Below are 23658 nucleotides of genomic sequence, written 5' to 3' on the forward strand. Positions count from 1 at the left end.
GGGCTAGCTCCCTGCTTTGCCGTTGTGCTCTCACTTCGTAGAGAGAAACGCTGATAAGCGGTTCAGTGTGTCCATCTCGAGCGAGTAGTACGACCAGACTCCGCGCTTCTCACGGTGAAGGACTCCGGCATCGACGAGGATCTTCAGGTGGTGGGAGACGGTCGGCTGGCCGAGACCGACGGGTTCGGTGAGATCGCAGACGCACGCTTCCTGCTGCTCGTGCGCGGCGACGAGGGAGACCAGGCGCAACCGAGTCGGATCGGCTACTGCCTTGAAGATGCGCGCGAAATCCTGAGCGTCATCGAGGCTCAACGGCGAGACGGTCAGCGACGGGCAGCAGTCGTCCGCTTGTGTCGGAGGGGGCGCGGGTTGTGTGGTCACTCTTCCATTATGCCCATACATTGACACTTGTCGATGTATTGTGGTCCTATCGTATCGATAAACTTCAATGCGTCAGCATGTGACCGCGGCGCCGAGTCGATCAGGACCTCGAGGGAGACAATGCATTCCACTGCGCCAGCCGGCACCGATTCGCCTGTGGCGGCGAAGATGTCGACACTGGATCGATTTCTGCCGCTGTGGATCATCGGCGCCATGGCCCTGGGCCTGGTGTTGGGCAGACTCGTGCCCGGCGTCGCCGAGACTCTGGACGCGGTCAAGGTCGCCGACGTGTCCCTGCCGATCGCCATCGGCCTGCTGGTGATGATGTTTCCTGTGCTCGCCAAGGTTCGGTACAACGAGACCGGACACGTGCTGGCAGACAAGAAGCTCATGATCACCTCTTTGGCCATCAACTGGTTGGCCGCACCGGCGTTCATGTTCGTGCTCGCATGGCTCTTCCTTCCTGATCTGCCCGAATACCGGACCGGACTGATCATCGTCGGTCTGGCCAGGTGCATCGCCATGGTCCTCATCTGGAACGATCTGGCCTGCGGAGACCGTGAGGCTGCCGTCGTGCTCGTGGCCATCAACTCGGTTTTCCAGGTTCTCGCATTCGGGCTCCTCGGTTGGTTCTACCTCCAGTGGCTTCCGAGCCTGCTGGGTCTGCCGACGACGTCCAGCGAATTCTCCTTCTGGGCGATCACCCTCAGCGTCCTCGTCTTCCTCGGAATCCCGCTTCTTGCCGGCTTCCTCACACGCACGGTGGGAGAGAAGACAAAGGGACGTCAGTGGTACGAAGATCGATTCCTCCCCAAAGTCGGGCCGTGGGCACTGTACGGACTGCTCTTCACCATCGTCGTGCTCTTCGCCTTCCAGGGTGACGAAATTACCTCTCACCCGGGCAACGTCGCCCGCATCGCCTTGCCGTTGCTCGTCTACTTTGTCGTCGTCTTCGCTGCCGGGATGGTCATCGGCAAGGCACTGAACCTGGGTTATGAGAAGACGACGACCCTGGCATTCACCGCTGCCGGCAACAACTTCGAACTCGCCATCGCAGTGGCGATCGGAACCTATGGTGTCGCCTCGGGGCAGGCGCTCGCCGGAGTCGTCGGACCGCTCATCGAGGTGCCCATCCTCGTCGCCCTCGTCTACGTCGCGCTCTGGGTGCGACCCCGATTCTTCCCATCGGCCGCTGATCAAGGAGTGAACCGAGTATGAGTCCTGCACAGATGAGCAAGCCGAGTGTCCTCTTCGTCTGCGTGCACAACGCCGGCAGGTCCCAGATGGCGGCTGGATTCCTCCGCGAACTGGCCGGAGAGCGCATCGAGGTGCGGTCGGCCGGCAGCGCACCGGCCGAGACGATCAACCCAGTCGCAGTCGATGCGATGAGGGAACTCGACATCGACATCACTCGAAACAGTCCCACGCTCCTCGACGCCGACACCGTGCTCGCGTCCGATGTCGTGATCACGATGGGCTGCGGCGATACCTGCCCGATCTTCCCCGGCAAACGTTACGAAGACTGGGTTCTGGATGATCCCGCAGGTCAGGGCCTGGAATCTGTGCGCCGAATCCGGGATGAGATCAGGACCAGAGTCGAAGCCCTCGTCGTCGATCTCGCCCCCGATGCAGGGACGAGATCCACACTGTCGACGACCACGTCGAACCCCATCGCCGAGGAGGCGCCCAATGACTGATTATGCGCTCGAACAGCTCCCGGTCGCCGTGATCGGTTCCGGTCCCGTCGGCCTCGCGGCCGCGGCCCAGCTCGTCCGACGCGGTGTTCGACCGCTCGTTCTCGAAGCGGGAACCACTGTCGCGGCGGCAGTGGCCGAGTGGGGTCATATCGGTTTGTTCTCTCCGTGGAAGTACAACATCGACGAGGCGGCGCGCAGCCTGCTGGCGCCCACGGACTGGCATGAGCCCGACGGGGACCGCCTGCCCACCGGTGCCGAGCTCATCCGTGACTACCTCAAGCCGCTTGCTGAGACAGCTGAACTCCGAGATTCCGTCCTCATCGATACCCGGGTTGTGGCAGTGAGCAGAGTCGGAATGGATCGGACGGGCACCGCGCAGCGCGAATCGACTCCTTTCCTTATCCGCACTCGGAGCTCAGATGGAACATCGGCGGATTTGCAGGTCAGGGCAGTTATTGACGCTTCGGGGACATGGGAGAGCCCGAACCCGCTCGGGCAGTCCGGTCTCGCAGCGACTGGCGAGGCCGAAGCCCGTCGCAGCGGGTTCGTCACATCGCCTCTGCCCGATGTGGTCGGCCGAGATCGAGAGCAGTTCGTCGGGCAGCGGACTCTTGTCGTTGGTGGAGGGCACTCGGCGGCCAACACGCTCCTGGCGCTGGCCGAACTGCGTGAGGAAGCCCCGGGCACGCGAATCGGCTGGGTGCTCAGGCGATCAGATCCCGCATCTGTCTACGGCGGAGAGGACCAGGACGGTCTGCCAGCACGCGGGGCCTTGGGAACGCGACTTCGCCACCTCGTCGAGACCGGAGTCATCGAAGTGCATGCCTCGACGACGATCACCGGATTCTCCACCGACGGTCGTGGCACCTTAGCTGCGGAGAGTGGCGGCGAGTCGGTGACGCTCCATGCCGACAGGGTCGTCCCTGCCGCCGGCTTCCGGCCGGACCTGGGGTTCTTGCGTGAGATCCGACTCGACCTCGATCCGATTGTCGAAGCTCCGCGGCAGTTGGGCCCGCTCATCGATCCCGAATATCATAGTTGCGGAACTGTCGCTCCGCATGGTGCCCGGGTGCTCGGGCATCCGGAGCCGAATTTCTACATCGTGGGTATGAAGTCCTATGGGCGCGCCCCGACGTTCCTCATGTACACCGGCTATGAGCAAATCCGCTCCGTCGTCGCAGCGATCGCCGGGGACCAGGAGGCAGCCGACCGAGTCGAGCTCGTCTTGCCGGAGACCGGCGTGTGTTCGACCGACGCCGGATCTTCGTGTGTTGCGCCTACCGGCAAGTCGGGTTTTGTCGACTTGCCCGACACCGCTGCCGCATCGGACGCATCAGACGCAGCCGGATGCTGCGGACCTGCAGAACCGGTTGTGATCGGGATACCCACAGGGACAGAACACGGGCGATCGGGAGAGAGCGGGAACGGCTGACTCGCGGGTCCGACCTTCGCCGCCTCGACCTTTGCCCCTCAGCGGGCTGATTCGCAGGTTCGGCTTACGTTGCCTCAGCGGTAGGTGGCGTTCTTCGGATCCTGGTGACCGTGGTCGTTGAACGAGATGAGGCTGGTGCCGCCTCGGCCGGTGATGATCTTCGTGATGCCGGTGTTGATGGTCACCCGGTTGAAGGCCATCCACTGATCGAAGCCGCCGCCGATCAGGCGGGCGGCGGTCCACGCGATGGCGCCGGCGCTCGAGACGACGATCGTTGATTGGCCTGACTCCATGGCCGCGACCGCATCATCGAGGGCACGTTCGACCCGTGACGTGAACTGCTTGTAGGTCTCCGTATAGTCCTCGTCGTGCTCGCCCGAGGCCCAGCGCGCGGCACCGCGTTCGAGCTCGCCCTGGAAGATCTTGGAATCATGCTGGGCGCGAGGATCGAGATCCGTGAGCACTCCGGTGAGTTCCCAAGCGGCATATTCGTTCCAGCCGGCGTCGACGTGGGCGTCCATGCTCAGGCCCATTCCATCGAGGAGGCCCTCGGCGGTCTGACACTGCCGCAGCATCTCTCCGTGGACGAGCCGGTCTGGCTCGATGCCCTGGGAAGCGAAGAAGCGACCGGTGATGCGGCTCTGCTCTTTGCCGAGATCAGACAGCCTGTCATAGTCATCCGTGCCGAACGACGCCTGCCCGTGCCGAACCAGATAGAGCACACTCATGAATCACACATCCTCGTCGTGAAGCCCACGCTGCTTTTCGAGTGATCGTTTACTGATGTGAGTCTACGGGACATCGGTGGGGAACAGCTGCTCGGCCAGTCGAAGCACCTCAGCGAGGGCAGGACTGACGTCATCTCTGCGCCATGCCATGAGCAGCGGGAACGGCCCCTTCGGGTCTTCGAGGGGGACGAAGGCGATACTGGGGAAGGAGGCGTTCTTCGGCACCGACGCCACTGTGACTGAACAACCGATCTCCGCACCGACGAGCGAGAGTATCGTCCACGTGTCCGGAGCCACCTGGATGACGGTGGGGTTGAAACCTGCGGCCTGCGACAGCTCGTAGAGCCGTTCAATCGTCGTCGACCCCGGATTCGGCGGCACAGTGATGAACTCCTCTCCCTCGAGCTCGCTCATCGACACCGACTCGCGGCCTGCTAAGGCATGCTCTCTGTGCATGGCGACGACAAGCGACTCCTGGGCGACGACGCGAGTATCGACCGACTGTGGCACGAATGGCCAATAGCCGAAGACGAGGTCCACTGAGCCGTCGGCGACGCTGTCGATGGCCGGCATCCCGAAGGAGGCGCTCTGCAGACTGAGGTGGATTCCAGGATGAGTCCCGCGGACCAGTTTGAGCAGCCGTCCGATGAGTTTGTGGGTCGCGATGCCGGTGAATCCCAGGCGCAGATGCCCGACCTCGCCTTTCCCTGCTGCCTGCACTGCGGAGTCGGCGAGGCGATGACTCATGAGGATATCGCGCGCAGGTTCGACGAGCGCCTGTCCTGCCGGAGTCAGACGCACGGACCGAGTGCTGCGTTCGAACAGCTGAGCCGACATGTCGGACTCCAGGCCCCGGATGAGTCGGCTGAGGGGCGGTTGGGTCATATGCAGTCGTTCGGCGGCTCTGCCGAAGTGAAGTTCCTCGGCGAGGACGAGGAATGCGCGGATGTGCTTTGTGTCCATGTCGGTGTCTCAATCGTGAAGGCGGCCGCCCAGTGAGGATCGGGCGATATTAGTGCAGTGACTGCATTAATCGTCTCCATTATAAGTATTGGACGGGTATCAATGATTTTGAAAGGATGACCCAGGTCACAGTCATCCGAGGTTCGAGGAGGAACGCGATGGACAAGACGATGAGTCTTCCCCAAGCGATCAGCACCTATCTGCGCAACGGGGACACCGTTGCTCTGGAGGGGTTCGGTCACATCGTGCCGGTCGCCGCTGCGCACGAGATCATCCGGCAGGGCTTCACTGATCTAGTCCTTGCCCGCATGTCCTGCGATGTCATTGTCGATCAACTGCTCGGAGCAAACTGCCTGAAAGGTCTCATCTCCTCGTTCATCGCCAACAGTTCGGCCGGTTCCCTTCACGAGCTTCGGCGGCGCATTGAGAAGTCAGACCCGGAACCGCTGTGGTTCGACGAATACAGTCACGGCGGAATGGTCGCCCGCTATCAGGCCGGTGCCTCGAAGCTTCCGTTCCAGCCCATCGCCTCCTACCGGGGCAGCGACCTGGCGGCGAAGAATCCGCGGATCAAGTCCGTTCCCGACCCCTACGGTGGACCGGACATCCACGTCGTCCCCGCACTCAATCCCGACCTCACGATCATCCACGCCCAACGTGCGGACATGCATGGAAACGTGCAGGCATGGGGGATGCTCGGGATTCAAACCGAGGCCGCATTCGCCAGTCACCGACTCATCGTCACAGTTGAGGAGATCGTCGACGAGGCTGTCGTCCGCTCCGACCCGAACCGCACAATCGTTCCCGCGCACGTCGTCGATGCCGTCGTCGCCGTGCCACGCGGCTCACATCCTCATTCGGTCCAGGGCTATTACGACCGCGACGACGAATTCTCGAGACAGTGGTCCGCGCTCGCCCGCGACGCGGCGGCGGTCCAGGACTGGCTCGAGACCAATATCCGCGGCACGAGCGACCACGATGAGTTCCTTGCCACCCTCGGATCGGAACATTTTGAGCGGATGGCCATCCACGACGCATATTCGACGCCTGTGAACTATGGAGGGCGAGCATGACATTGAGTGCTCACGACACCACTGAGACCCGGTCCCGCGACGAGCCCAGCGAGACCACAAGCAGCGACGTGGTCACCAGCAGCGAACTTCTCACCGTCCATTCGGCGCGGGCGCTGGCCGGACGCAACGTGGTCTTCGCCGGGCACGGCCTGCCCACTCTTGCCGTCTCTCTGGCTCAGCACACTGTCGCACCGGACATCGAGATCGTCTACGAGTCGGGAGTAACCGGAGCCAGGCCGCCGGTGATGCCGCGCAGCATCTCGGATTCGATTTTGGTTCCGGGGGCCGCCTCGGTGATGCCGATGACGCACCTGTTCAACTATGTTCTGCAAGGCCAGCGAATCGATGTCGGCTTCCTCGGTGCCGCGCAGGTCGACAAGTTCGGGAACCTGAACTCCACCCTCATCGGCGAGGACTGGGAGCACCCAGACAGCCGACTTCCGGGCTCAGGAGGAGCCATCGAAGCCATGGCGGGCGCAGCAGAGATCTTCCTCGTCATGCGCAGGCACACCCCGCGCACCTTCGTCGAATCCTTGGACTTCGTCACCTCCCCAGGGTCGAAGAAGGCCGCCGAGGCGGAGGTCGGATCCATGCCGGCGGGTTCCGGCGTGACCCACGTGATCACCGACCTGGGCATCATGACGCGCTTCGCTCGGGATGAGGAGCTCACTCTGACAGCCGTTCACCCCGGTGTCGACCCCGCCGAGGCGGTGCGGCAGACCGGATGGAACCTCCAGGTATCGACCGACCTCGAGACGACGCAGCCGCCGACTCCGGATGAGCTGGCACTGCTGCGAGAGACGCTGGATCCCACCCGGATCTACCTGCGCTGAACCGGAGCCCTCACCCGCTGACCGATGTCCGCGGGCAGCTGTAGGCGACAGTCGCCCACTGTGGCTCCCTGCTGAGCAAGCGAGAATTCGAATCGAAGAAAGTTGAAATCATGTCAATGAAGACAAACGCACAGGTTACCTCCCCTCCTGATCCGAATGTGACTCGGCCCGAACTGCGCCGTGCCGCGTGGTCGTCGTGGCTCGGCAGTTCGCTCGAGTACATGGACTTCACCTTGTATACGCTCGCCTCGGCTCTGGTCTTCGGACCGCTCTTCTTCCCCAATGAGACTCCTGCGGTGGCGCTGATTTCCAGTCTCGGCGTCTACGGGTCCGGTTTCGTAGTCCGGCCGATCGGCGGATACGTCTTCGGACGAGTCGGTGACAAGCACGGACGTCGGATCGTCCTCATCGTCACTCTGTCGATGATGGGCATTGCCACCATGGGCATCGGTCTTCTGCCGACTTATGCGCAGATAGGCATCTGGGCGCCTATGCTGCTCGTCGTACTCCGGCTCGTGCAGGGGTTCGGAGCCGGAGCCGAATTGGCCGGAGCTTCGGTGCTCTTGGTCGAATCGTCGCCTGTGCGTCGCCGTGGTCTCTTCGGGGCGATCGTGGCGATGGGGACCAACAGCGGAATCTTCCTGGCCACTGTTCTGTGGACGCTGCTCACCCTGCTGCCGGACGAAGCTTTCCTCAGTTGGGGCTGGCGGGTGCCCTTCCTGCTCAGCATCGTCACCACTTTCGTGGCTCTGGCAATTCGTACGAAGGTCAGGGAGTCCCCGGTGTTCGAAGAGGCGAAGGAGCGCCGCGCCGAGGTGGCCGCGGACAAGAGCGATCAGCCGAGCATCCTCGTCGAAGCGCGTCGGTCGACGAAGTCGTTCCTGCTCGCCTTGGGCATCCGAATGGGAGAGAACTCCGCAGTCTACCTCGTCAAAGGCTTCATGGTCGGGTGGGTGGTCACCACGACGGGAATCGACTCCTCCATCGTCACCACCGGCATCATGATCGGCACCGTCATCGGCTTCGCGACTGTGCCGTACTTCGGCAAGCTCAGTGACAAGCTGGGTCGCCGACCCGTGTTCTTGGGGTTCACTCTATTCCAGATCCTCTTCGCGATTCCGGCCATGATCCTCATCGACACGGGCAACCCGATCATCATCGCGGCCGTCTTTGCGGTCTTCGTCGGCGGGCCTCTGCCGAATCTCTACGGTGTCGAGTCGAGCTGGTTGGTCGAACTGTTCGGATCGAAGCATCGGTATACGTTCATGACCACTATCAAAGAGGTCGGATCGGTCGTCTCCGGCGGTCTGGCGCCGGTGATCGCGGCCTCGCTCGTCGCCGTGATCACCGACTCATGGTGGCCCGTTGCGATCGTTCTCATTCTGTTCGCCAGCTGCGGCCTGCTCGGTGCGCTCTTCGCGCCCGAGACCCGTGGTCGCGACCTCACGACTGAAGTCGACGCAGTGGACGAACGGCAACCGCTGCAATAGGCAAGGGCCGGGACCCCGAGATGGGCGAGGGCCGGGACCCTGCGATACGCGACGGCCGGCCCGGTGAGGTGGACTACGACCAGCCCGCTGGGGTAGGCGACGGCCCTACCGCCGAATCGCGGTCCGCAGTTGCGGCGCGGAGGCGCTCTGCCACCAGTGCTGTCGCTGCAGCTCTGCGTTGAGAGCGATGCCACAGGCTCCGTGGGGCGTCATCAGAACGGTGGGGGATCGACCTCGAGGTCGTGGTCCCAGTTCACTGTCTTGGAGACGAAGCGGTAGTCCCAGGGATCGTCGGCCCCAGTGCCCTGGGGGTCTGCAGCGTCCTCAGACTGCGAATTGCTTTCGAAACCGGTGAGGTTCGGGCCAGCGGCGGTACGGGCGCTGCGCTTGTCGAGCTCATTCGGGTCGAAGTCGATATCGTCGATGTCGAGCTTGGCAAGACGCGCCCATCTGACGACTCGGGCGTACTTCGCGTTCCCCGTCAGCTGCTTCACCGTGAGAGTGTTGGAGCCGGTAGGGAGACTGCGCTGGTGGTCAGAGTTCGCCCAATTGAGGCAACGCTCCAGCCGCAGCCGCTTGATTTCTGCCTGCTGCTCCCGATACGCCTCCGACAGCCGACGCTGTCGGGCCGCGCGTTCCTCCCGTTGGCGCTTCTCTTCGTCGCGTTGACGAATCGTCGACTCGCCAGGCATGAGCTCGAGCACCCTTGGTGCTGCGGGAACCATCGACCAGGGCAGTTTCCACCGCTTGAGACCCAGTCGTCCCAGGGAATCGAACTCGAGCGCTTGGGCAACATTGATCGGCTGGCCCGGCGCCGACACAGTGGTCGAGATTCCGTGCTTGAACTCGTAATCGAGCTCACCGGATTTGGGCATAGTGACCCGAAGGCGGCCGGCGGTCTTCAACGCATGATGCTTCTTGCACAGAGGATGAAGGTTTCCGAACCGAGTGAGACCGCCCTTGAGCGGATCCAAATGGAAGAACGGAACGACATGGTCGATCTCCGACTTCTCAGCCCGACGAACACAGCCGGGAACGGTGCACACTGTCCACTGCTCGACCAAGGTCTTCCGAAGATCCCTGGGGACCTGGTAAGTGGTCGCTTTGGCGTCGATGGGAGTGCCGGTGGCGGGATCGGTGAGGATCCGCTGGATGCTCTTCGACCGGCCGGCGATGTTGCGAGCCACCTCGACGGGTACCGGTGAGCCGTCGGCGAAAGTGCCGGGCAGGTCCGAGTCTCCAGTGAGCGAGAGGAACGGAACGGTCACCACGGTGGCGGCCTGATGCGACAGCCACCACGCGCTTGTGGGCATACGCAGCTTGACGACATATTCAATGGGACCGTCAGGGTCCTCACCTTCGACGCTGCAGTCGGGTCGGAAAGCCGAACCGTTCGGTCGGTTGGCGACAGAGAATCCGTCGGACGACTCTGTGCTGCTGTCGGACGAGCGCCTGGCGGACGACCCTGTGGCGCTGTCGGCCGAGTCCGAAGCGACGTGCTTCGCGAAGTCGGCGACGGCGTCGTCGGAGTCCATATCCGGAATGAGCTCGCCGTCGGTGTCGAGCAGCGACTTCTCTTCGGCAGTTTGGATACCCGTGATCGGGTCGACCGAAATGACCTTGACCTTGAGCTCCGGGACTGGCCGGGTGAACAGATCGTACTCGAGCTGAGAGATGGAGCGGTCATCGCTGATCTCAACGCCCACAGGCAGATTGAACGCCGACTTGTTCTTTCCATGCACGGCCAGCGCCATGCCCTGGATTCGGTTGTAGCAGGCGAAGATCTCCGCTGAAGGCCCGCTGACGGTCAGGCAGGCGGAGCCGTCCTTATAGCCTTCGACATCGACGCGGCGACGCTTAGTGGCGAGTTCGGTGTTGTCGACCGGCGGAACGAGCAGGGCGATCATCTTCGCCAGATCCCGGCGCAGGGTCTCGCAGGTGATATCGGCGCGCCTCGCGGCCAGGAAGATGTCGAGCTTCGGAAGGAAGTCGAACGCGACATCAGCACACTGGCGAGCGACCACATCGACATGTGCCTGGGCGAACTCTCCGGCGCGGACACGGTCGGCGAAGCGCGGCAGACCATAGAAGACCGTCATCGCGCCGGTGAGCTGACGGTAGGTACGGGCAGTGTTGGTCCCCAGCACTGTCGAGATCTCGACGAGGTCCTCAGCGTCGACATTGTCATAGACCCATTTCGAGAAGCAGATGCCCTCATCGAGCTCCGGGAACTCGGGCAGAACCTTCGCCTCGGACTCAGCCGCATTGCGCAACTGTTCGCGGGCGAAGTCGGCGTCATAGAGCACAACTGTCGCGGAAGGGGAGCCGCCGGTGCCGGTCTTGTCGTCAGCTGGCGACGACGCGACGTTGGGCGACGACGCGTCCTTGGTTGAAGACGCGCCCTTGGGTGAGGTCTCCGACTTCTCCGCAGCGCCGAAGACGGTGTTCTCTTCGGACTCTTTGGCGCGGCGATCAAAGGATGCGGAGATCGTCTCGCAGCGAAACGGTTCGGAGCCCTCGGGCATGTGCAGTTCGAGAGCGATGAAGACCTGTTCCAACACAACTGAGGAGACGGACTCGAGGAGGGAGAAATGGGCACGGTCGGAAGCGACAGCGTTCTCGGCGAAACGAGACATGCTTGATTCGAAGCGGATGGCGAATCGGGGCGACGGCTGTGTCACACCCGGCTCGTCTGCCTGGTCGGGGGTCGAACGGTTGGTGGTGCCCTTCATTGCTCTTTCACCTGCCTCGGACTTCGTTGTCGGGGAAGTGGTGCTGACTTGAAAAGCTGTTAATCAGATCTTAGCCGATCAAGCTGACATTTACAATAGTAAAAAGAAAACAGATTCGAATAAGTTTCGATGACATATTGATAGTGAATTGATTCTCTACTTATCATTGCACTCGGTGCTGACATGAGGGCGTTCGGCCTTGTTCGGCCAGGTCAGGGGCTGTTTTGCGTCGGTCCAAAGGTCTGGAGAACATGCCACCGGAACGGCGGGACAGCCTCGGTGGGGGCCGGATTTTCGGGTGAAACGGGTCACAGCATCGGTTATGATGATCGAGTTGTCGGATGCGACCCATGAGGTCGGTACTCGCCTCATGCGAGCCGTATCCGCACTGCGCGCAACCGCGTCGCCCTTCACCTAGGGCCATGTCGCGGGCCGCGTCGACGTCACCGCACCATCCTTCACTGGTGACCAGTTCTTCGCCCAGACCATCGCCTGCGCTCACGGCCGACCGTGTCCGCGCCGGCCGACGTCCAGACGATCACTGCCGGCTGCACCGATGATCCGATCATCGAACGGAGTGCTCGCCCAACCGAGTGCTCACGAGCTTCGTAAGCTCGCGAATCGCCGCCGCTTCAACCACGAGGATCAACCATGACGACCACCGCTCACAACTCCGCCGCCTCCGACCAGGGCTCGAAGGGACCGATCACCGACGCCGAGATCTTCGAGGCACACGAAGGCGGCAAGCTCTCCGCCGAGCTCACCTCACCGCTCGAGACCCAGCGCGACCTCTCGATCGCGTACACCCCGGGCGTGGCCAAGGTCTGCACCGCGATCAAGGACGAACCGCAGTTGGCGCGCACGCACACGTGGACCGGCCGGCTCGTCGCGGTCATCTCTGACGGGTCGGCTGTGCTCGGCCTCGGTGACATCGGTCCGGCCGCCTCGCTGCCGGTGATGGAGGGCAAGTGCGCCCTGTTCAAGTCCTTCTCCGGGCTGAATGCGATTCCGATCGTACTCGACATCAATGACACGGACGAGATCGTTGAAACCATCGTCCGCATGGCCCCGACCTTCGGTGCGATCAACCTCGAGGACATCTCGGCTCCGCGCTGCTTCGAGATCGAAGACCGGGTCAAGGAAGCCCTCGACATCCCCGTCATGCACGATGACCAGCACGGCACCGCGGTCGTCGTCCTCGCAGCGCTGACCAATGCTCTGCGCGTGGTGAAGAAGTCCTTCGAGTCCGTCCGCGTTGTCGTCTCCGGTGCCGGTGCTGCCGGTGTGGCCGTGGTGAAGATCCTCGCCGACGCCGGAGTGAAAGACATCGTCGTCCTCGATTCCAAGGGAGTCGTCGAATCCGGCCGCTCCGACCTGACCGAGACCAAGCAGTTCCTCGCCGAGTCGACGAACCCGCGCGGAATCTCCGGTGGGATCGGCGAGGCCCTCGACGGTGCCGATGCCTTCATCGGCGTCTCCGGCGGCACCATCGACGAGGCGCACCTGGCCAACCTGGCCGACGACGCGATCATCTTCGCCCTGTCGAACCCCAACCCCGAGGTGGCCCCCGACGTCGCCGCCAAGTACGCCACCGTGGTGGCCACCGGGCGCAGCGACTTCCCGAACCAGATCAACAACGTCCTTGCGTTCCCCGGAATCTTCCGCGGCGCGCTCGACGCCGATGCCAACGAGATCACCGACGATATGAAGCTCGTCGCCGCTCGTGCGATCGCCGATCTCGTCGGCGATGATCTCGAGCCCGGTTACATCGTGCCCGGTGCGCTCGATTCGCGTGTCGCTCCGGCCGTCGCCGAGGCGGTCGAGAAGTCCGCGCTCGAGGCCATGGCCAAGCGCTGACGCTTGGGTTCGGCAAGTCCGCACACAGTTGAGGGGCGGGTGAAGAGTGATCTTCACCCGCCCCTCAACTGTGTGTCGGTTGCTGATTGCGTTCCGCTCCAGGCCGTGTGCCACAGGTGGTCGGGCACCGGCGGCCGTCGGTTGGCCAGCGGAGGACTGCCGCCCATGCCAGGCAGACGCGGTCGGAACTCAGTCGTCGGCGACGGTGATGGTGACGTCGATGTTGCCGCGGGTGGCGTTCGAGTATGGGCAGACCTGATGGGCCTTGTCGGCCAGCGCCTGTGCCTCGGCTTTGTCGAGGTGCGGGAGGGTGACCTCGAGTTCGACAGCGAGCTGGAACCCGCCCTCATTGTTCTTGCCGATGCTCACTCGTGAGCCGACCGCAGAGTCGTCGACGTTCGCCTTGGCCTGACCGGCCACGAGGCGCAGCGCCGAGTGATAGCAGGCCGCGTAGCCGACCGCGAAGAGCTGCTCGGGATTCGTGCCGTTGCCGCTGCCGCCCATCTCCGCGGGTGTGGCGAGATCGACGTCGACCTTTCCGTCGTTCGTGCGCCCGTGGCCGTCGCGGCCTTCGCCGGTAGCCAGTGCCTCTGCAGTGTAGAGAGCCTTCATGATTCTTCCTTCCGTTGGCGGTGCGTTGTGGGTTAGTAGGGTTTTGTGGGTTGGTAGAGCTATCTGGGCTGGACGTGCGCTCTGGGGCGGGGCATTGATCGGTCTCGCATCGGGGCCGTCAGCGGGCCGCAGTCGAGTCGGTGACGGCCGCGGGATCTCCGCGCAGGTTCCTCGTCAGAGTGCGCAGGGTCCCGAGCAGCTCGGGCATCGCGGCCGAGTCGAGGTGTGTGCGCTCACCGATCCGGGCCGGAACGCACTCGGCGCGCTCCTTGGCTGCGGCGCCCTCGGCGGTGGGGCGGATGAACACACTGCGCGAGTCCTCGGCGGAGCGGTGACGGGTGACGTAGCCGAGTGATTCCAGCCGCGACAGCAGCGGAGAGAGCGTGCCCGAATCGAGCTGCAGACGCTCACCGAGGTGCTTGACGGTCACGCCGTCGGGCGCGGAATTCTCCTCCCACAGCACCAGCATCACCAGATACTGCGGATAGGTGATGCCGACCTCGGCCAGCAGATCCTTGTATGACGCGGTCATTGCACGCGACGCCGAGTAGAGAGCGAAGCAGAGCTGTCTGTCCAGGTCGAGCGCATCCATGTCTAAATGGTTGCAAACAATTCAATTGTGCACAACTGACTGTCAGAAGGCGGATGAACGGGGATCGAGGTGAACATAGCGGAGGGGCGGGCGAAGATCTCTCTTCGCCCGCCCCTCCGTTGTGTGGTGCCTCAGTCGTTTGCCGGCGTCCGGTGACGTGCGTCGGCGTTCGGTCAGCTTCGGCGTCGCGTCGGCACCCTGGCTCGGCCCTCGGTCACTGCTGCGGCCCGGCTCGGCTCTCGGTTACTGCTGTGGATTCTGCTTGGAGTTCTTCCACTGCTGAGCGGCCGCTTGAGCCGACTGGGCTGCAGAGCGAACGGACTGACCGAGAGACTGGCCGGAACCTCCGGGGCCACCTGACCGACCGTCATGACCCGAGCCGTCGGAGCCATCGGAGCCGCCCGAGTTCGGCGGGTTGGTCGGCTGCGGCGGAACGCTGGCCTGCTCGGAGCGGTGGCTCGAGGTGTACCTGCTCCCGGGCGCCGTGAAGGTGGCCCCATCCTCGGCGGCGTTGGCGGCGAACAGGGCGTTGCGGATCTCCTGGCCCATCTCGCCCAGGCCGCCCGGGTTCGAGGGCATGAACAGCACGTTCGACCGGCCCTCCTGGGCGACGTTCTGCATGGTGTCGAAGTACTGGGTCATCATCAGCAGCTGCTCGGCCGTCTTGTCGATGCCCACCTCCTGCAGTTTCGCATACTGCTCGGCGATACCCGTCGCGATCGCCTTGCGCTGAGCGGCGACACCCTCGCCGTGGAGGCGCATCGCCTCGGACTCCGCCTGAGCCTGGGTGACGCGCTTGATCTTGTCCGCCTCGGCGAGCGACTGAGCGGCGACGCGGTCACGCTGTGCGGCATTGATCGAGTTCATCGAATCGCGGACCTTCGGGTCCGGGGTGATATCCGTGACCAGGCTGCTGACGATCTTGAAGCCGTAGCGCTTCATAGATTCCGAGAGCCGGCCCTCGACGTTCTCCGCGATATCGTCCTTCGACTCGAACGCCGTGTCCAGAGTCAGACCCGACAGCGCCGAACGAACGGTGTCGAAGACGTAGGAGCGGATCTGCTCCTCGGAGTTCGCCAGCTTGTAGTAGGCGTCGGCCACATTGTTCTCTTCGACGACGTACTGGACGGCGACGGGAACCGTGACGAAGACGTTGTCCTTCGTCTTCGACTCGATGTTGACCTCGAGCTGCTGGACGCGCAGCGAGATCGGCCGGCTCGTCGTCTCGATGAACGGCACCTTCGTGTTCAATCCCGGCTTCGCCACTTTCTTGAACTTGCCGAATCGCTCGACGATGACGTTCTCCTGCGTCTTCACCGTGAAGAACATGCTGGTGCGCAGCTTGCCGAAAAGCAGAACGGCGATGATGAGGATGACGATGATTATGGCGAATGTGGCCACCAATCCAGTCATGGGTGCTCCAATGCGTCGTAGATTTCGGCCGCCGAGCGACCGCCTGTGACTACCACCCTAGTAGCCAGGACGGCATCCGCATACGCCAAGGCCGGTTGACGGTACTGCGGATTCGAGAGATCTGGACTGCAAACCCCTCTGGACTGCAAGTCCCTGAGACGATGAACCGCAAGCCCCTGGGGCGATGAACGGCAACCCCTGAAGCGATGACCGACAAGTCCTGGGCAACGAACGGCGAGCCCTGAGGCAACGAGCGACGACGCGCGGCGGCCTAAGTGTCTCGACATCGAAGAACGACTGCCGACACATCTGATGTCAGACGTATACTGGTGGCTCAGCGTGGAACGACCAGCAGAAGGTGATCATGGCGGAGCCGACAGAGACCGGACGGAAAGTGACGACCTCCGACAGAATCAAGGATCTCATCCTCTCCGATGGTCTGCGTCCCGGAGACCTGCTGCCGACCGAAGGCGAACTGTGCACCCGCCTCGGCGTCTCGCGGTCGAATGTCCGGGAAGCCATCCGCAAACTCTCGACCCTCGACATCGTCGACGTCCGGCACGGCCATGGCACCTACGTCGGCGAGATGACGCTCGACGCCCTCGTCGAAGCCCTCGTCTTCCGAGGCGTCCTCAGCCCCGGCGACGACCTCGACGCACTGCGCGATGTCGTCGAAGTGCGCAAGGCCCTCGACCACGGAATGTCCGAACAGATCGTCCACGCCCTCAACGGCACGGAGAATTCCGAGCTCAAGGACCTGGTCGACGAGATGACCGCGCTCGCCGCTGACGGCAAGACCTTCCCGCAGCAGGATCGCGCCTTCCACACGGGACTGCTCGCGAAGCTCGGAAACTCGCTCGTCGGCCAACTCGTCGCAGCGTTCTGGGACGTGCACACTGCCGTTCTGCCCAAACTCAATGTGGCCGTGGCCGCCGACCTGGAGCAGACCGCCCGCGCCCACGGCCTCATGCTCGAAGCGGCGGAATCCGGCGATGCCGAGGCCTTCCGCGCCGCGATCACCGCCCACTATGAGCCGATCATGCGCGCCCTCGAACAGAAGTGATTGACTGAAGAACAACGCCCACGCCGCCGATTGGGGCAGCGCCGAATTCAGACCGCAGAACGCTGAAGGAGACCACATGGAAGTCGTCATCGCCGACGAATACACGCTGGCGGAGCTCGCCGCCGACGCGATCGAGGCGCTGCTGCGCACCGAGGCTGCACCGGTCATCGGGCTGGCGACCGGCTCGAGCCCGCTGCGCATCTACGATGAGCTGACCACCCGCCACAAGAACGAGGGTCTGTCCTTCGCCCGCGCGCAGGCGTTCATGCTCGACGAATACGTCGGAATCGCCGACGACCATCCGCAGCGCTATCGCAACGTCATCGACGCCGAGATCGCCACTCGCGTCGATTTCGCCGAGGGGGCCGTCCACGGTCCCGAGGGATCCGCCGATGACCTGGCGGCTGCCTCGGCGGACTATGAACGGAAGATCGCCGAGGCGGGCGGGATCGACCTGCAGATCCTCGGGATCGGCAGTGACGGTCACATCGCGTTCAACGAACCCGGATCATCCCTGGCCTCGCGGACACGGGTGAAATCCCTGACGCATCAGACCAGGCTCGACAATGCGCGGTTCTTCGACGGCGACGTCGAGCAGGTGCCGAAGCTGTGCCTGACCCAGGGGCTGGGCACGATCATGGAGGCGAAGCATATCGTGCTCGTCGCGACCGGAGGCAACAAGGCCGAGGCAGTGCATCAGATGGTCGAGGGGCCGATATCGGCGATGTGGCCCGCGACCGTGCTGCAGATGCACCCGCATGTCACTGTCATGCTCGATGATGCGGCGGCGTCGAGGCTGCAGCTCGGCGACTATTACCGCCACGCGTACGAGAACAAGCCGGAGTGGCAGAGCCTCTGAGCGCATTTGGCCTGGGCAGGCAGCTGGCGGGGCCTCGGAGCGAGACCAACCCGGGCGGGTAGCCGGTCAGCTCATCCCGGGCCGCTTACCTGCGAACTCAGCCCGGGCAGCTGAGTCGTGAACTCAGCCCTCGACGGCCTCGGTGAACCACGAGGTGATCGTCGCGGGATGCGTGATCGCGGTGCCCACGACCACGGAGTGGGCGCCGGCTTCACGCGCGGCGGTGGCATGCAACGGGGTGTGGATGCGGCCTTCGGCGACGAGCAGCGCAGGCAGTTCCGCCGCGCGGATGGCACTGATGAGCTCGAGGTCGGGGCCTTCGGTGGCCGGTCGTTCTCCCGAGTACCCGGCCAAAGTCGTGCCGACGATGTCCGCTCCCGCATCTGCCGCTGCCTTTGCATCGTCAAGGCTGCCGCAATCGGCCATGACCAGGGCGTTTGTCTGCTCGTGGAGGCGTTTGACCGTCTCGGCCAGGCTCAGTCCGTCGGGCCGCTCCCGCCGCGTCCCATCGAGTGCGACGATGTGGGATCCGGCCAGAGCGACCGCATAGGCATGCTGGTACGTCGGCGTGATGACGACTCCGTCCTTGCCGTCCTTCCACAGCCCGATGACCGGGACGTCGACGGCCGAGCGGGTTGCCTGAATGTCGCCGAGACCTTGCACTCGTACGGCTGATGCTCCTCCGCTGACCGCCGAGGCCGCCACCTGTGCCATCGTCCTCGGATCGCGCATCGGCTCGCCCGGATAGGCCTGAGCGGAGACGATGAGCCGTCCCCGCAGCGCCTCGAGGATCTCGGTCTTCGACAGCATCAGTGAGTCTCCTTCTTCTGGCCAGGCGCGTCTTCCCAGAGGCCGGCAGCGCCGATGAGCGCGGCGTCCTGCCCCAATTCTGCCTTCACCAGCGGGGTTCCGGAGGCGGCGGGGATGAGTTCCGCGGCGAAAGCCTCGCGCAGAGGTGCCCACCAGGTCTCGTCCATATCGGCGAGTCCGCCGCCGATGACGACGAGCTCGGGGGAGAGCACGTTGACGATCCCACCGAGTGCCGAGCCGAGGGCACGCGCCCCGATGTCGAAGGCGCGAAGCGCCAGTTCATCTCCCGCCGAGGCGGCCGCCGCCAATTCTCGAGTGTTCGTTGGGACCGGCGCCAAGTTTGATGACGTTGCGGTCGCCGGGGAAGAAGCCGAAAAGGGGGAGCCGAACAGTGCCGTCGGAGCGGGAGTCGAATTGGGGGATTCGGACGATGTCTCCGATGCCGATTCGTGGGGCTGCCCTTGTGCTGCACGTTCCGATTGCACGAGGTCGGGCTCGCCGGACACACGGGCCAGTCGCCGGTAGGTCTCGAGAATAGCCGGGCCCGAAGCGATGGCTTCGACGTGACCGGTGCCGCCGCACGGGCAGGCCAGTCCAGCCGCTGCCGCCGAGGGCACATGCCCGATATGACCGGCGGCAGAATTCCGGCCCGTCAGCAGGTGACCATCAGTGATGAACCCGCCGCCGATGCCAGTGCCCGCCGCGACGAGCAGCGAACTCCGAGTGCCGCTGGAGGCACCGGCGGCCGCCTCGCCGAGGGCATGAGCGTGCACATCGTTGACGACGCGCACGGGTAGGTCGGTGCGGGCGGAGAGTTCGGAGACCACGTCCGTTCCGGCCCATCCGGGCAGCGACTCCGTCGCCGAGACCACAGTCCCCGTCACAGGGTCGATGACCCCGGCCGCGCCGATGCCGATCCGCCATACGAAGTCGGAATCCGATCCGCCCCCGCCTCCGGATTCGGCGGCACTCGACGTGGACCCGACACCGTGCGAACCCGTCACAGCACCACGCGAAGCGGACCCGGCGCCACGCGAACCCGACGTCTCCGCGATGACGGCGGCGGCCACCTCGGCGATGGTGTTAAGAACCGCCTGGGCACCATCTGCCGCGGGCGTCGGCACGCTACGCACGTGCGCAAGTTCGCCGTCGATGACGGAGCCGGCACGGATCTTCGTGCCTCCGACATCGACGGCGACGGTGGCGGGCAGGGTCACAGCAGTCCTGCGGCGGTGACGATCTCGCGGACGCGCTCGGTCTCGTCGGCGTTGAGCGCTTCCATCGGCTCGGCCATCCGATTCGAGCCGATGACGCCCATGAGCTGCAGGGCGGTCTTGAACCCTCCGAGGCCGGCCGCACCAGCGGACACGCGTCCCGGGGTCGCTGCTCCGGTGATGTCGAACAGCTCCGCCACGCGGTCCTGCTCGGCTGCCGCTGCCTGCCAGTCGCCGGCCCTCGCGGCATCATAGATGCGCACATATCCGGCGGGGTCGACGTTGCCGAGCCCGGGGACGATGCCCGCCGCGCCGCCGAGCATCGCACCGTCGGTGACCACCTCGTGGCCGGTGAAGACGGTGAAGTCCGGCAGGTGCTTCGTCGCGAGCAGCAGACGGCGGAAGCCGACATCGTCGCCGGAGGAGTCCTTGACTCCGGCGATGACACCCTCCTCGGCGAGGCGGACGAGGACGTCGAGCGGCATCTTCCTATGCGTGCGCACCGGCACGTCATAGGCGAACAGGGGCACGCTGATATGGGCGGCGACGGCTCGGAGGTGGCGCTCCACCTCGGCGGCATCGGACAGTGCATAGAACGGCGTGGTCACGACGGCTGCGTCACCGCCGATGGCCAGCAGACGGTCGGCCTCTTCGAGGACCCGGGTCGTCGTCTGCTCGCTGATGCCCACGAGGACGGGCACCCGGCCGGCGGCGGCCTCGATCGCGGTGGAGAGGACGAGGTCGCGCTCGGCGTTCGTCAGGTACGGGACCTCGCCGGAGGACCCGAGCACGAAGATTCCGTGCACACCGCCGGCGACGAGGTGGTCGACGAGGGCGGCGATGCCCGCCCGGTCGATCTCGCCGGATTCCGTGCGCGGAGTCAGCAGCGGCGGGATGATTCCGTGGAAGTCAGTCATGGTCGTGTCCTTACTTGTCGTACTTCTCATTGCTCGCCGAGGCGGCCCCGGAGTCGGCCGGAGCCGATCCGATCGTCGGGGCAGAGTCGGCGGAGATTGCGGGGGAGGAAGCCACGGATGCGGCAGGCTCCCGGGCAGGTTCGGTGGGGACTCGGCGAGTGTAGGCCGAGCGCTTTCCGTAGATCGTCAGCGGCAGCACATCGTGGTCGCCGCGGCCGCGCTGCATCGCTCCGGTGAGCAGGGAGATGAGGTAGCCGAAGACCATGGCGCCGATGAACGCGACGGTGGAGACCGCGAACGGTGTGAGTCCGGCCTGCTCCTGGACGACCCAGGCCAGTGCGGCACCGAGCAGGAGGCCGGCGAGCACTCCCGAGGTGTTCGCCCGCTTCGTGAAGATACCGAGGGCGAAGACGCCGGCCAGTGGGACGCCGAAGAGTCCGGTGATCGAGAGGAACAGGTCCCAGGTCTGGGCCTGATCGGTCGCCGAGAGGTAGAGCGCAACCCCGACGGACAGGGCACCGACGATGACGATGACGGCGCGGGAGAAGCCGACTCCCGTGCGGGGCCGGCCGTCCTTGGGCGGGAAGAAGCGGTCGCGGATGTCGACGGTCACGCAGGCCGAGATCGAGTTGAGGCTCGAGGAGATCGTCGACTGCGCGGCAGCGAAGATCGCGGCGATGAGCAGACCCGAGACACCGGCCGGCAGAGCGGTGACCGCAAAGTACGGCACGAGCGCCGAGGTGTTGAAGCCCTCCGGCAGGGCCTCCGAGCGCTGGTAGAAGCTGTAGAGCACGGTGCCGATGCCATAGAACAGCGGGATCGTCAGCAGGGCGAGGAAGCCGTTGACGATGAGCGAACAGGCCGTCGACTTCGGCGAATCCGTGGTCTGGTAGCGCTGGACGACGTCCTGGCTGGCCGTGTACTGGTGCAGGTTGTTGAAGACCGAACCGAGGAAGACGATCGGGATGGCCGCTGCCGCTCCGCCGAACTTCCAGTTGTCGGCAGAGATGAACTTGTCATCGGCCGCGGCGTCGGCGGCGACCGTGACGAGACCTCCGTCGATGGCCATGACGCCGAAGACGAGGATGACCGCAGCACCCACGAGGAGGATGATGCCCTGGACGACATCGGACCAGATGACGCCCTCGATTCCGCCGAGGAAGGTGTAGACGACCGAGAGCACGCCGACGGCTCCGGCGACGAGCGCCGGGTTGATGTCGGTGACCGAACTGATGGCCAGTGTCGGCAGGTAGATGACGATGGCGACGCGGCCGATGTGGAAGAGGACGAAGAGAACCGAGCCGAGCACGCGGATGCTCGGGCCGAAGCGTTCCTCGAGGTACTCGTACGCCGTGGTGACGTCGAGCTTGCGGAAGAACGGGATGTAGAAGAGCACGAGCAGCGGGACGATCGCGAAGATCGCGATATTGCCGGCTGCATAGGACCAGTCGGCGAGGAAGGCCTGCTCGGGCGTGGACATATACGTGATCGCCGACAGCGTCGTCGCGTAGATGGAGAAGCCCGCCGCCCAGGCAGGGATCCGCCCGCTGGCCTTGAAGAACTCCTCTGTTCCTCCGCTTGCTCTCTTGGTGAACCAGACTCCGATGCCGAGGGTGGCCAAGAGGCAGATGATGATCACGGCCCAGTTGAGGCCGCCGAGTCCCGGAGCGTCCATGCTCCCTCCTCACGTGGATGAACGTAGGGGACCGGCGCGGGCGTGAGTGCGAGCGGAAGTCCCATCTGACATAGAAGACCAACACGTAAGACGTATGATGTCCTATGTTGTGAATGTACGGGAATGTGCGGCACGGCACAACCCGGCAGACGGCGGGTGTGATATCTGCGCAGGTGAGGGTGGGTGGATCATGTGGGGCCGACGACAATCGGGCGCCGCTTATTGAACACTCTTTCAGTTTCCAATACATTCGGTGAAAGACGATGACGTGCAGCAGTCGTGCTGTGAGCCGATTCCATGGCCGAATACGAGGAGACGCGGTGCCCGACCAGCAACCACTTGACGGAGTCACGGTGATCAGTCTCGCCGTGAACCTGCCCGGCCCCTTGGCCGCCGCCCGATTGAGCGCACTGGGAGCCGAGGTCATCAAGGTCGAACCGCTCACCGGCGACCCTCTCGATGCCGCTGTGCCCGAGTACTACCGAGAACTGACCGTCGGTCAGGACATCCGCAGAATCGACCTCAAGGATCCTGCCGGCAGGGCAGTGCTCGAGGCCCTCGCCGCCGATGCCCAGGTGCTGCTGACGGCGATGAGGCCGCGGGCGGCGGCCGCTCTCGGCCTGCCGGAGCTCGTCGAAGAGCATGGACTTGTCCATGTCGAGATCGTCGGCTTTGCCGGAGACCGCGCCGATATGCCCGGCCACGACCTCACCTATCAGGCAGCACACTCCACACTCGTACCTGGCACGATGCCGACCGTGCCCATCGCCGACGTCCTCGGCGGCGAACACGCCGCCCTCGAGGCGCTCGCCGGTCTGCGCCAGAAGGAGCAGCTGGGTGCCGCCGGCGGCATCGTTAAGCGGATCGTCCTCGATGATGCTGCCGCATGGGCGGCAGGACCGGCACGGCACGGTCTGAGTTCACCCGGGGGCCACCTCGGCGGGGGATCGCCGTTCTATCGGACCTACCCGACGTCCGATGGGCACATCGCCGTCGCCTGCCTCGAGCCCCATTTTGCGAAGGCGTTGGCCGCGCACATCGGCACCGAGGCGGCCGTGCTCGAGCGAACCTTCGCCGAGAAGCCGACCGCGCACTGGGTGGATTTCGCTGCAGAGCACGACCTGCCGATCGAACGAGTCGCGCTCGGTTCCGGTCAGAATCCAGGTCGCTATCGGACACATTCGGTGAACAGGAATATCCGATGCTGACCTAGACTCGAGTGCTGGTGTCCGATGGTGACCTGTAGTCGGGATGTGCGGTCGAATGCGACGAGGAAGTCTCAGCTCGACAAATCCCACCTGTATGCCCCCTCAAGAC

At 64.3% G+C, this 23658-nt stretch carries 21 protein-coding genes; 10 read left to right on the forward strand and 11 right to left on the reverse strand.

The window, feature by feature from the left end; translation table 11 throughout:
* Positions 1-30: 30 nt before the first annotated feature.
* Positions 31-402, reverse strand: coding sequence for an ArsR/SmtB family transcription factor (locus HK108_RS13980; protein WP_181271951.1), 372 nt, complete (start codon positions 400-402; stop codon positions 31-33).
* 99 nt (positions 403-501) lie between these two features.
* Between HK108_RS13980 and arsB the strand changes: the two genes are divergently transcribed.
* From arsB to HK108_RS13995, 3 genes are read left to right on the forward strand one after another with little or no spacing between them, the layout of a single operon-like run.
* Positions 502-1599: an ACR3 family arsenite efflux transporter gene (arsB, locus tag HK108_RS13985; protein WP_181271952.1), complete on the forward strand. Its 1098-nt coding sequence runs from the start codon at positions 502-504 to the stop codon at positions 1597-1599.
* 11 nt (positions 1600-1610) lie between these two features.
* On the forward strand, positions 1611-2078 hold the full coding sequence (locus tag HK108_RS13990; protein ID WP_139469932.1) for an arsenate reductase ArsC: 468 nt from the start codon (positions 1611-1613) through the stop codon (positions 2076-2078).
* Positions 2071-3510 (forward strand): NAD(P)-binding domain-containing protein, encoded by a 1440-nt coding sequence (locus HK108_RS13995; protein WP_181271953.1) that lies wholly within the window; start codon positions 2071-2073, stop codon positions 3508-3510. The genes HK108_RS13990 and HK108_RS13995 overlap by 8 nt, the downstream gene beginning before the upstream one ends.
* A gap of 74 nt (positions 3511-3584) precedes the next feature.
* Here the strand turns inward: HK108_RS13995 and HK108_RS14000 are convergent, their stop codons facing one another.
* Together HK108_RS14000 and HK108_RS14005 are read right to left on the reverse strand one after the other, a co-directional pair.
* On the reverse strand, positions 3585-4238 hold the full coding sequence (locus HK108_RS14000; protein ID WP_181271954.1) for a histidine phosphatase family protein: 654 nt from the start codon (positions 4236-4238) through the stop codon (positions 3585-3587).
* Positions 4239-4301: 63 nt separating this feature from the next.
* Entirely contained in the window at positions 4302-5201 is a 900-nt protein-coding gene (locus HK108_RS14005) for a LysR substrate-binding domain-containing protein (protein ID WP_181271955.1), read from the reverse strand.
* Between the two features lie 158 nt (positions 5202-5359).
* Here HK108_RS14005 and HK108_RS14010 point away from each other — a divergent pair, with 158 nt between their 5' ends.
* From HK108_RS14010 to HK108_RS14020, 3 genes are all read left to right on the forward strand, one after another.
* Positions 5360-6274 (forward strand): CoA transferase subunit A, encoded by a 915-nt coding sequence (locus HK108_RS14010; RefSeq protein ID WP_181271956.1) that lies wholly within the window; start codon positions 5360-5362, stop codon positions 6272-6274.
* Positions 6271-7107, forward strand: a complete 837-nt coding sequence (locus tag HK108_RS14015; protein WP_181271957.1) for a CoA-transferase subunit beta — start codon at positions 6271-6273, stop codon at positions 7105-7107. The genes HK108_RS14010 and HK108_RS14015 overlap by 4 nt, the downstream gene beginning before the upstream one ends.
* Before the next feature lie 158 nt (positions 7108-7265).
* The gene (locus tag HK108_RS14020; protein ID WP_229664168.1) at positions 7266-8597 is read left to right on the forward strand and encodes an MFS transporter; all 1332 of its coding nucleotides are present in this window, start codon (positions 7266-7268) and stop codon (positions 8595-8597) included.
* Positions 8598-8809: 212 nt separating this feature from the next.
* Here HK108_RS14020 and HK108_RS14025 read toward each other — a convergent pair whose 3' ends face one another.
* Positions 8810-11329: an HNH endonuclease signature motif containing protein gene (locus tag HK108_RS14025; protein ID WP_181271959.1), complete on the reverse strand. Its 2520-nt coding sequence runs from the start codon at positions 11327-11329 to the stop codon at positions 8810-8812.
* Between the two features lie 651 nt (positions 11330-11980).
* Between HK108_RS14025 and HK108_RS14030 the strand changes: the two genes are divergently transcribed.
* Positions 11981-13186 carry an NAD(P)-dependent malic enzyme gene (locus HK108_RS14030; RefSeq protein ID WP_181271960.1) on the forward strand — a complete coding sequence of 402 codons (1206 nt, stop codon included), beginning with the start codon at positions 11981-11983 and terminating at the stop codon, positions 13184-13186.
* Between the two features lie 189 nt (positions 13187-13375).
* On the opposite strand, the gene HK108_RS14035 is transcribed toward HK108_RS14030, so the two are convergent.
* The 3 genes from HK108_RS14035 to HK108_RS14045 form a co-directional block, all read right to left on the reverse strand.
* Positions 13376-13798 (reverse strand): organic hydroperoxide resistance protein, encoded by a 423-nt coding sequence (locus tag HK108_RS14035; RefSeq protein ID WP_181271961.1) that lies wholly within the window; start codon positions 13796-13798, stop codon positions 13376-13378.
* A gap of 118 nt (positions 13799-13916) precedes the next feature.
* The gene (locus tag HK108_RS14040) at positions 13917-14390 is read right to left on the reverse strand and encodes a MarR family winged helix-turn-helix transcriptional regulator (protein WP_181271962.1); all 474 of its coding nucleotides are present in this window, start codon (positions 14388-14390) and stop codon (positions 13917-13919) included.
* Between the two features lie 243 nt (positions 14391-14633).
* Positions 14634-15803 carry an SPFH domain-containing protein gene (locus tag HK108_RS14045; RefSeq protein WP_229664167.1) on the reverse strand — a complete coding sequence of 390 codons (1170 nt, stop codon included), beginning with the start codon at positions 15801-15803 and terminating at the stop codon, positions 14634-14636.
* Positions 15804-16167: 364 nt separating this feature from the next.
* On the opposite strand from HK108_RS14045, the gene HK108_RS14050 reads away from it, so the two are divergent.
* Both HK108_RS14050 and nagB read left to right on the forward strand, forming a co-directional pair.
* Positions 16168-16866, forward strand: a complete 699-nt coding sequence (locus HK108_RS14050; protein WP_181271963.1) for a FadR/GntR family transcriptional regulator — start codon at positions 16168-16170, stop codon at positions 16864-16866.
* A 76-nt stretch (positions 16867-16942) separates the two neighbouring features.
* Entirely contained in the window at positions 16943-17725 is a 783-nt protein-coding gene (gene nagB / locus HK108_RS14055) for a glucosamine-6-phosphate deaminase (protein ID WP_181271964.1), read from the forward strand.
* 123 nt (positions 17726-17848) lie between these two features.
* Here the strand turns inward: nagB and HK108_RS14060 are convergent, their stop codons facing one another.
* The 4 genes from HK108_RS14060 to HK108_RS14075 are packed head-to-tail and all read right to left on the reverse strand — an operon-like array spanning position 17849 to position 22341.
* Positions 17849-18535, reverse strand: a complete 687-nt coding sequence (locus HK108_RS14060) for an N-acetylmannosamine-6-phosphate 2-epimerase (RefSeq protein WP_181271965.1) — start codon at positions 18533-18535, stop codon at positions 17849-17851.
* On the reverse strand, positions 18535-19752 hold the full coding sequence (locus HK108_RS14065) for an ROK family protein (protein WP_181271966.1): 1218 nt from the start codon (positions 19750-19752) through the stop codon (positions 18535-18537). The genes HK108_RS14060 and HK108_RS14065 overlap by 1 nt, the downstream gene beginning before the upstream one ends.
* Complete coding sequence (locus HK108_RS14070; protein ID WP_181271967.1) at positions 19749-20666, reverse strand: dihydrodipicolinate synthase family protein; 918 nt, start codon at positions 20664-20666, stop codon at positions 19749-19751. Before HK108_RS14070 ends, HK108_RS14065 begins: the two co-directional genes overlap by 4 nt.
* Before the next feature lie 10 nt (positions 20667-20676).
* Positions 20677-22341, reverse strand: coding sequence for a sodium:solute symporter family protein (locus tag HK108_RS14075; RefSeq protein ID WP_181271968.1), 1665 nt, complete (start codon positions 22339-22341; stop codon positions 20677-20679).
* Between the two features lie 320 nt (positions 22342-22661).
* Between HK108_RS14075 and HK108_RS14080 the strand changes: the two genes are divergently transcribed.
* Complete coding sequence (locus HK108_RS14080; protein ID WP_229664166.1) at positions 22662-23549, forward strand: CoA transferase; 888 nt, start codon at positions 22662-22664, stop codon at positions 23547-23549.
* Positions 23550-23658 lie beyond the last annotated feature (109 nt).

The sequence above is a fragment of the Brevibacterium sediminis genome, from assembly GCF_013623905.1.
Classification (GTDB): Bacteria; Actinomycetota; Actinomycetes; order Actinomycetales; family Brevibacteriaceae; genus Brevibacterium; species Brevibacterium sediminis.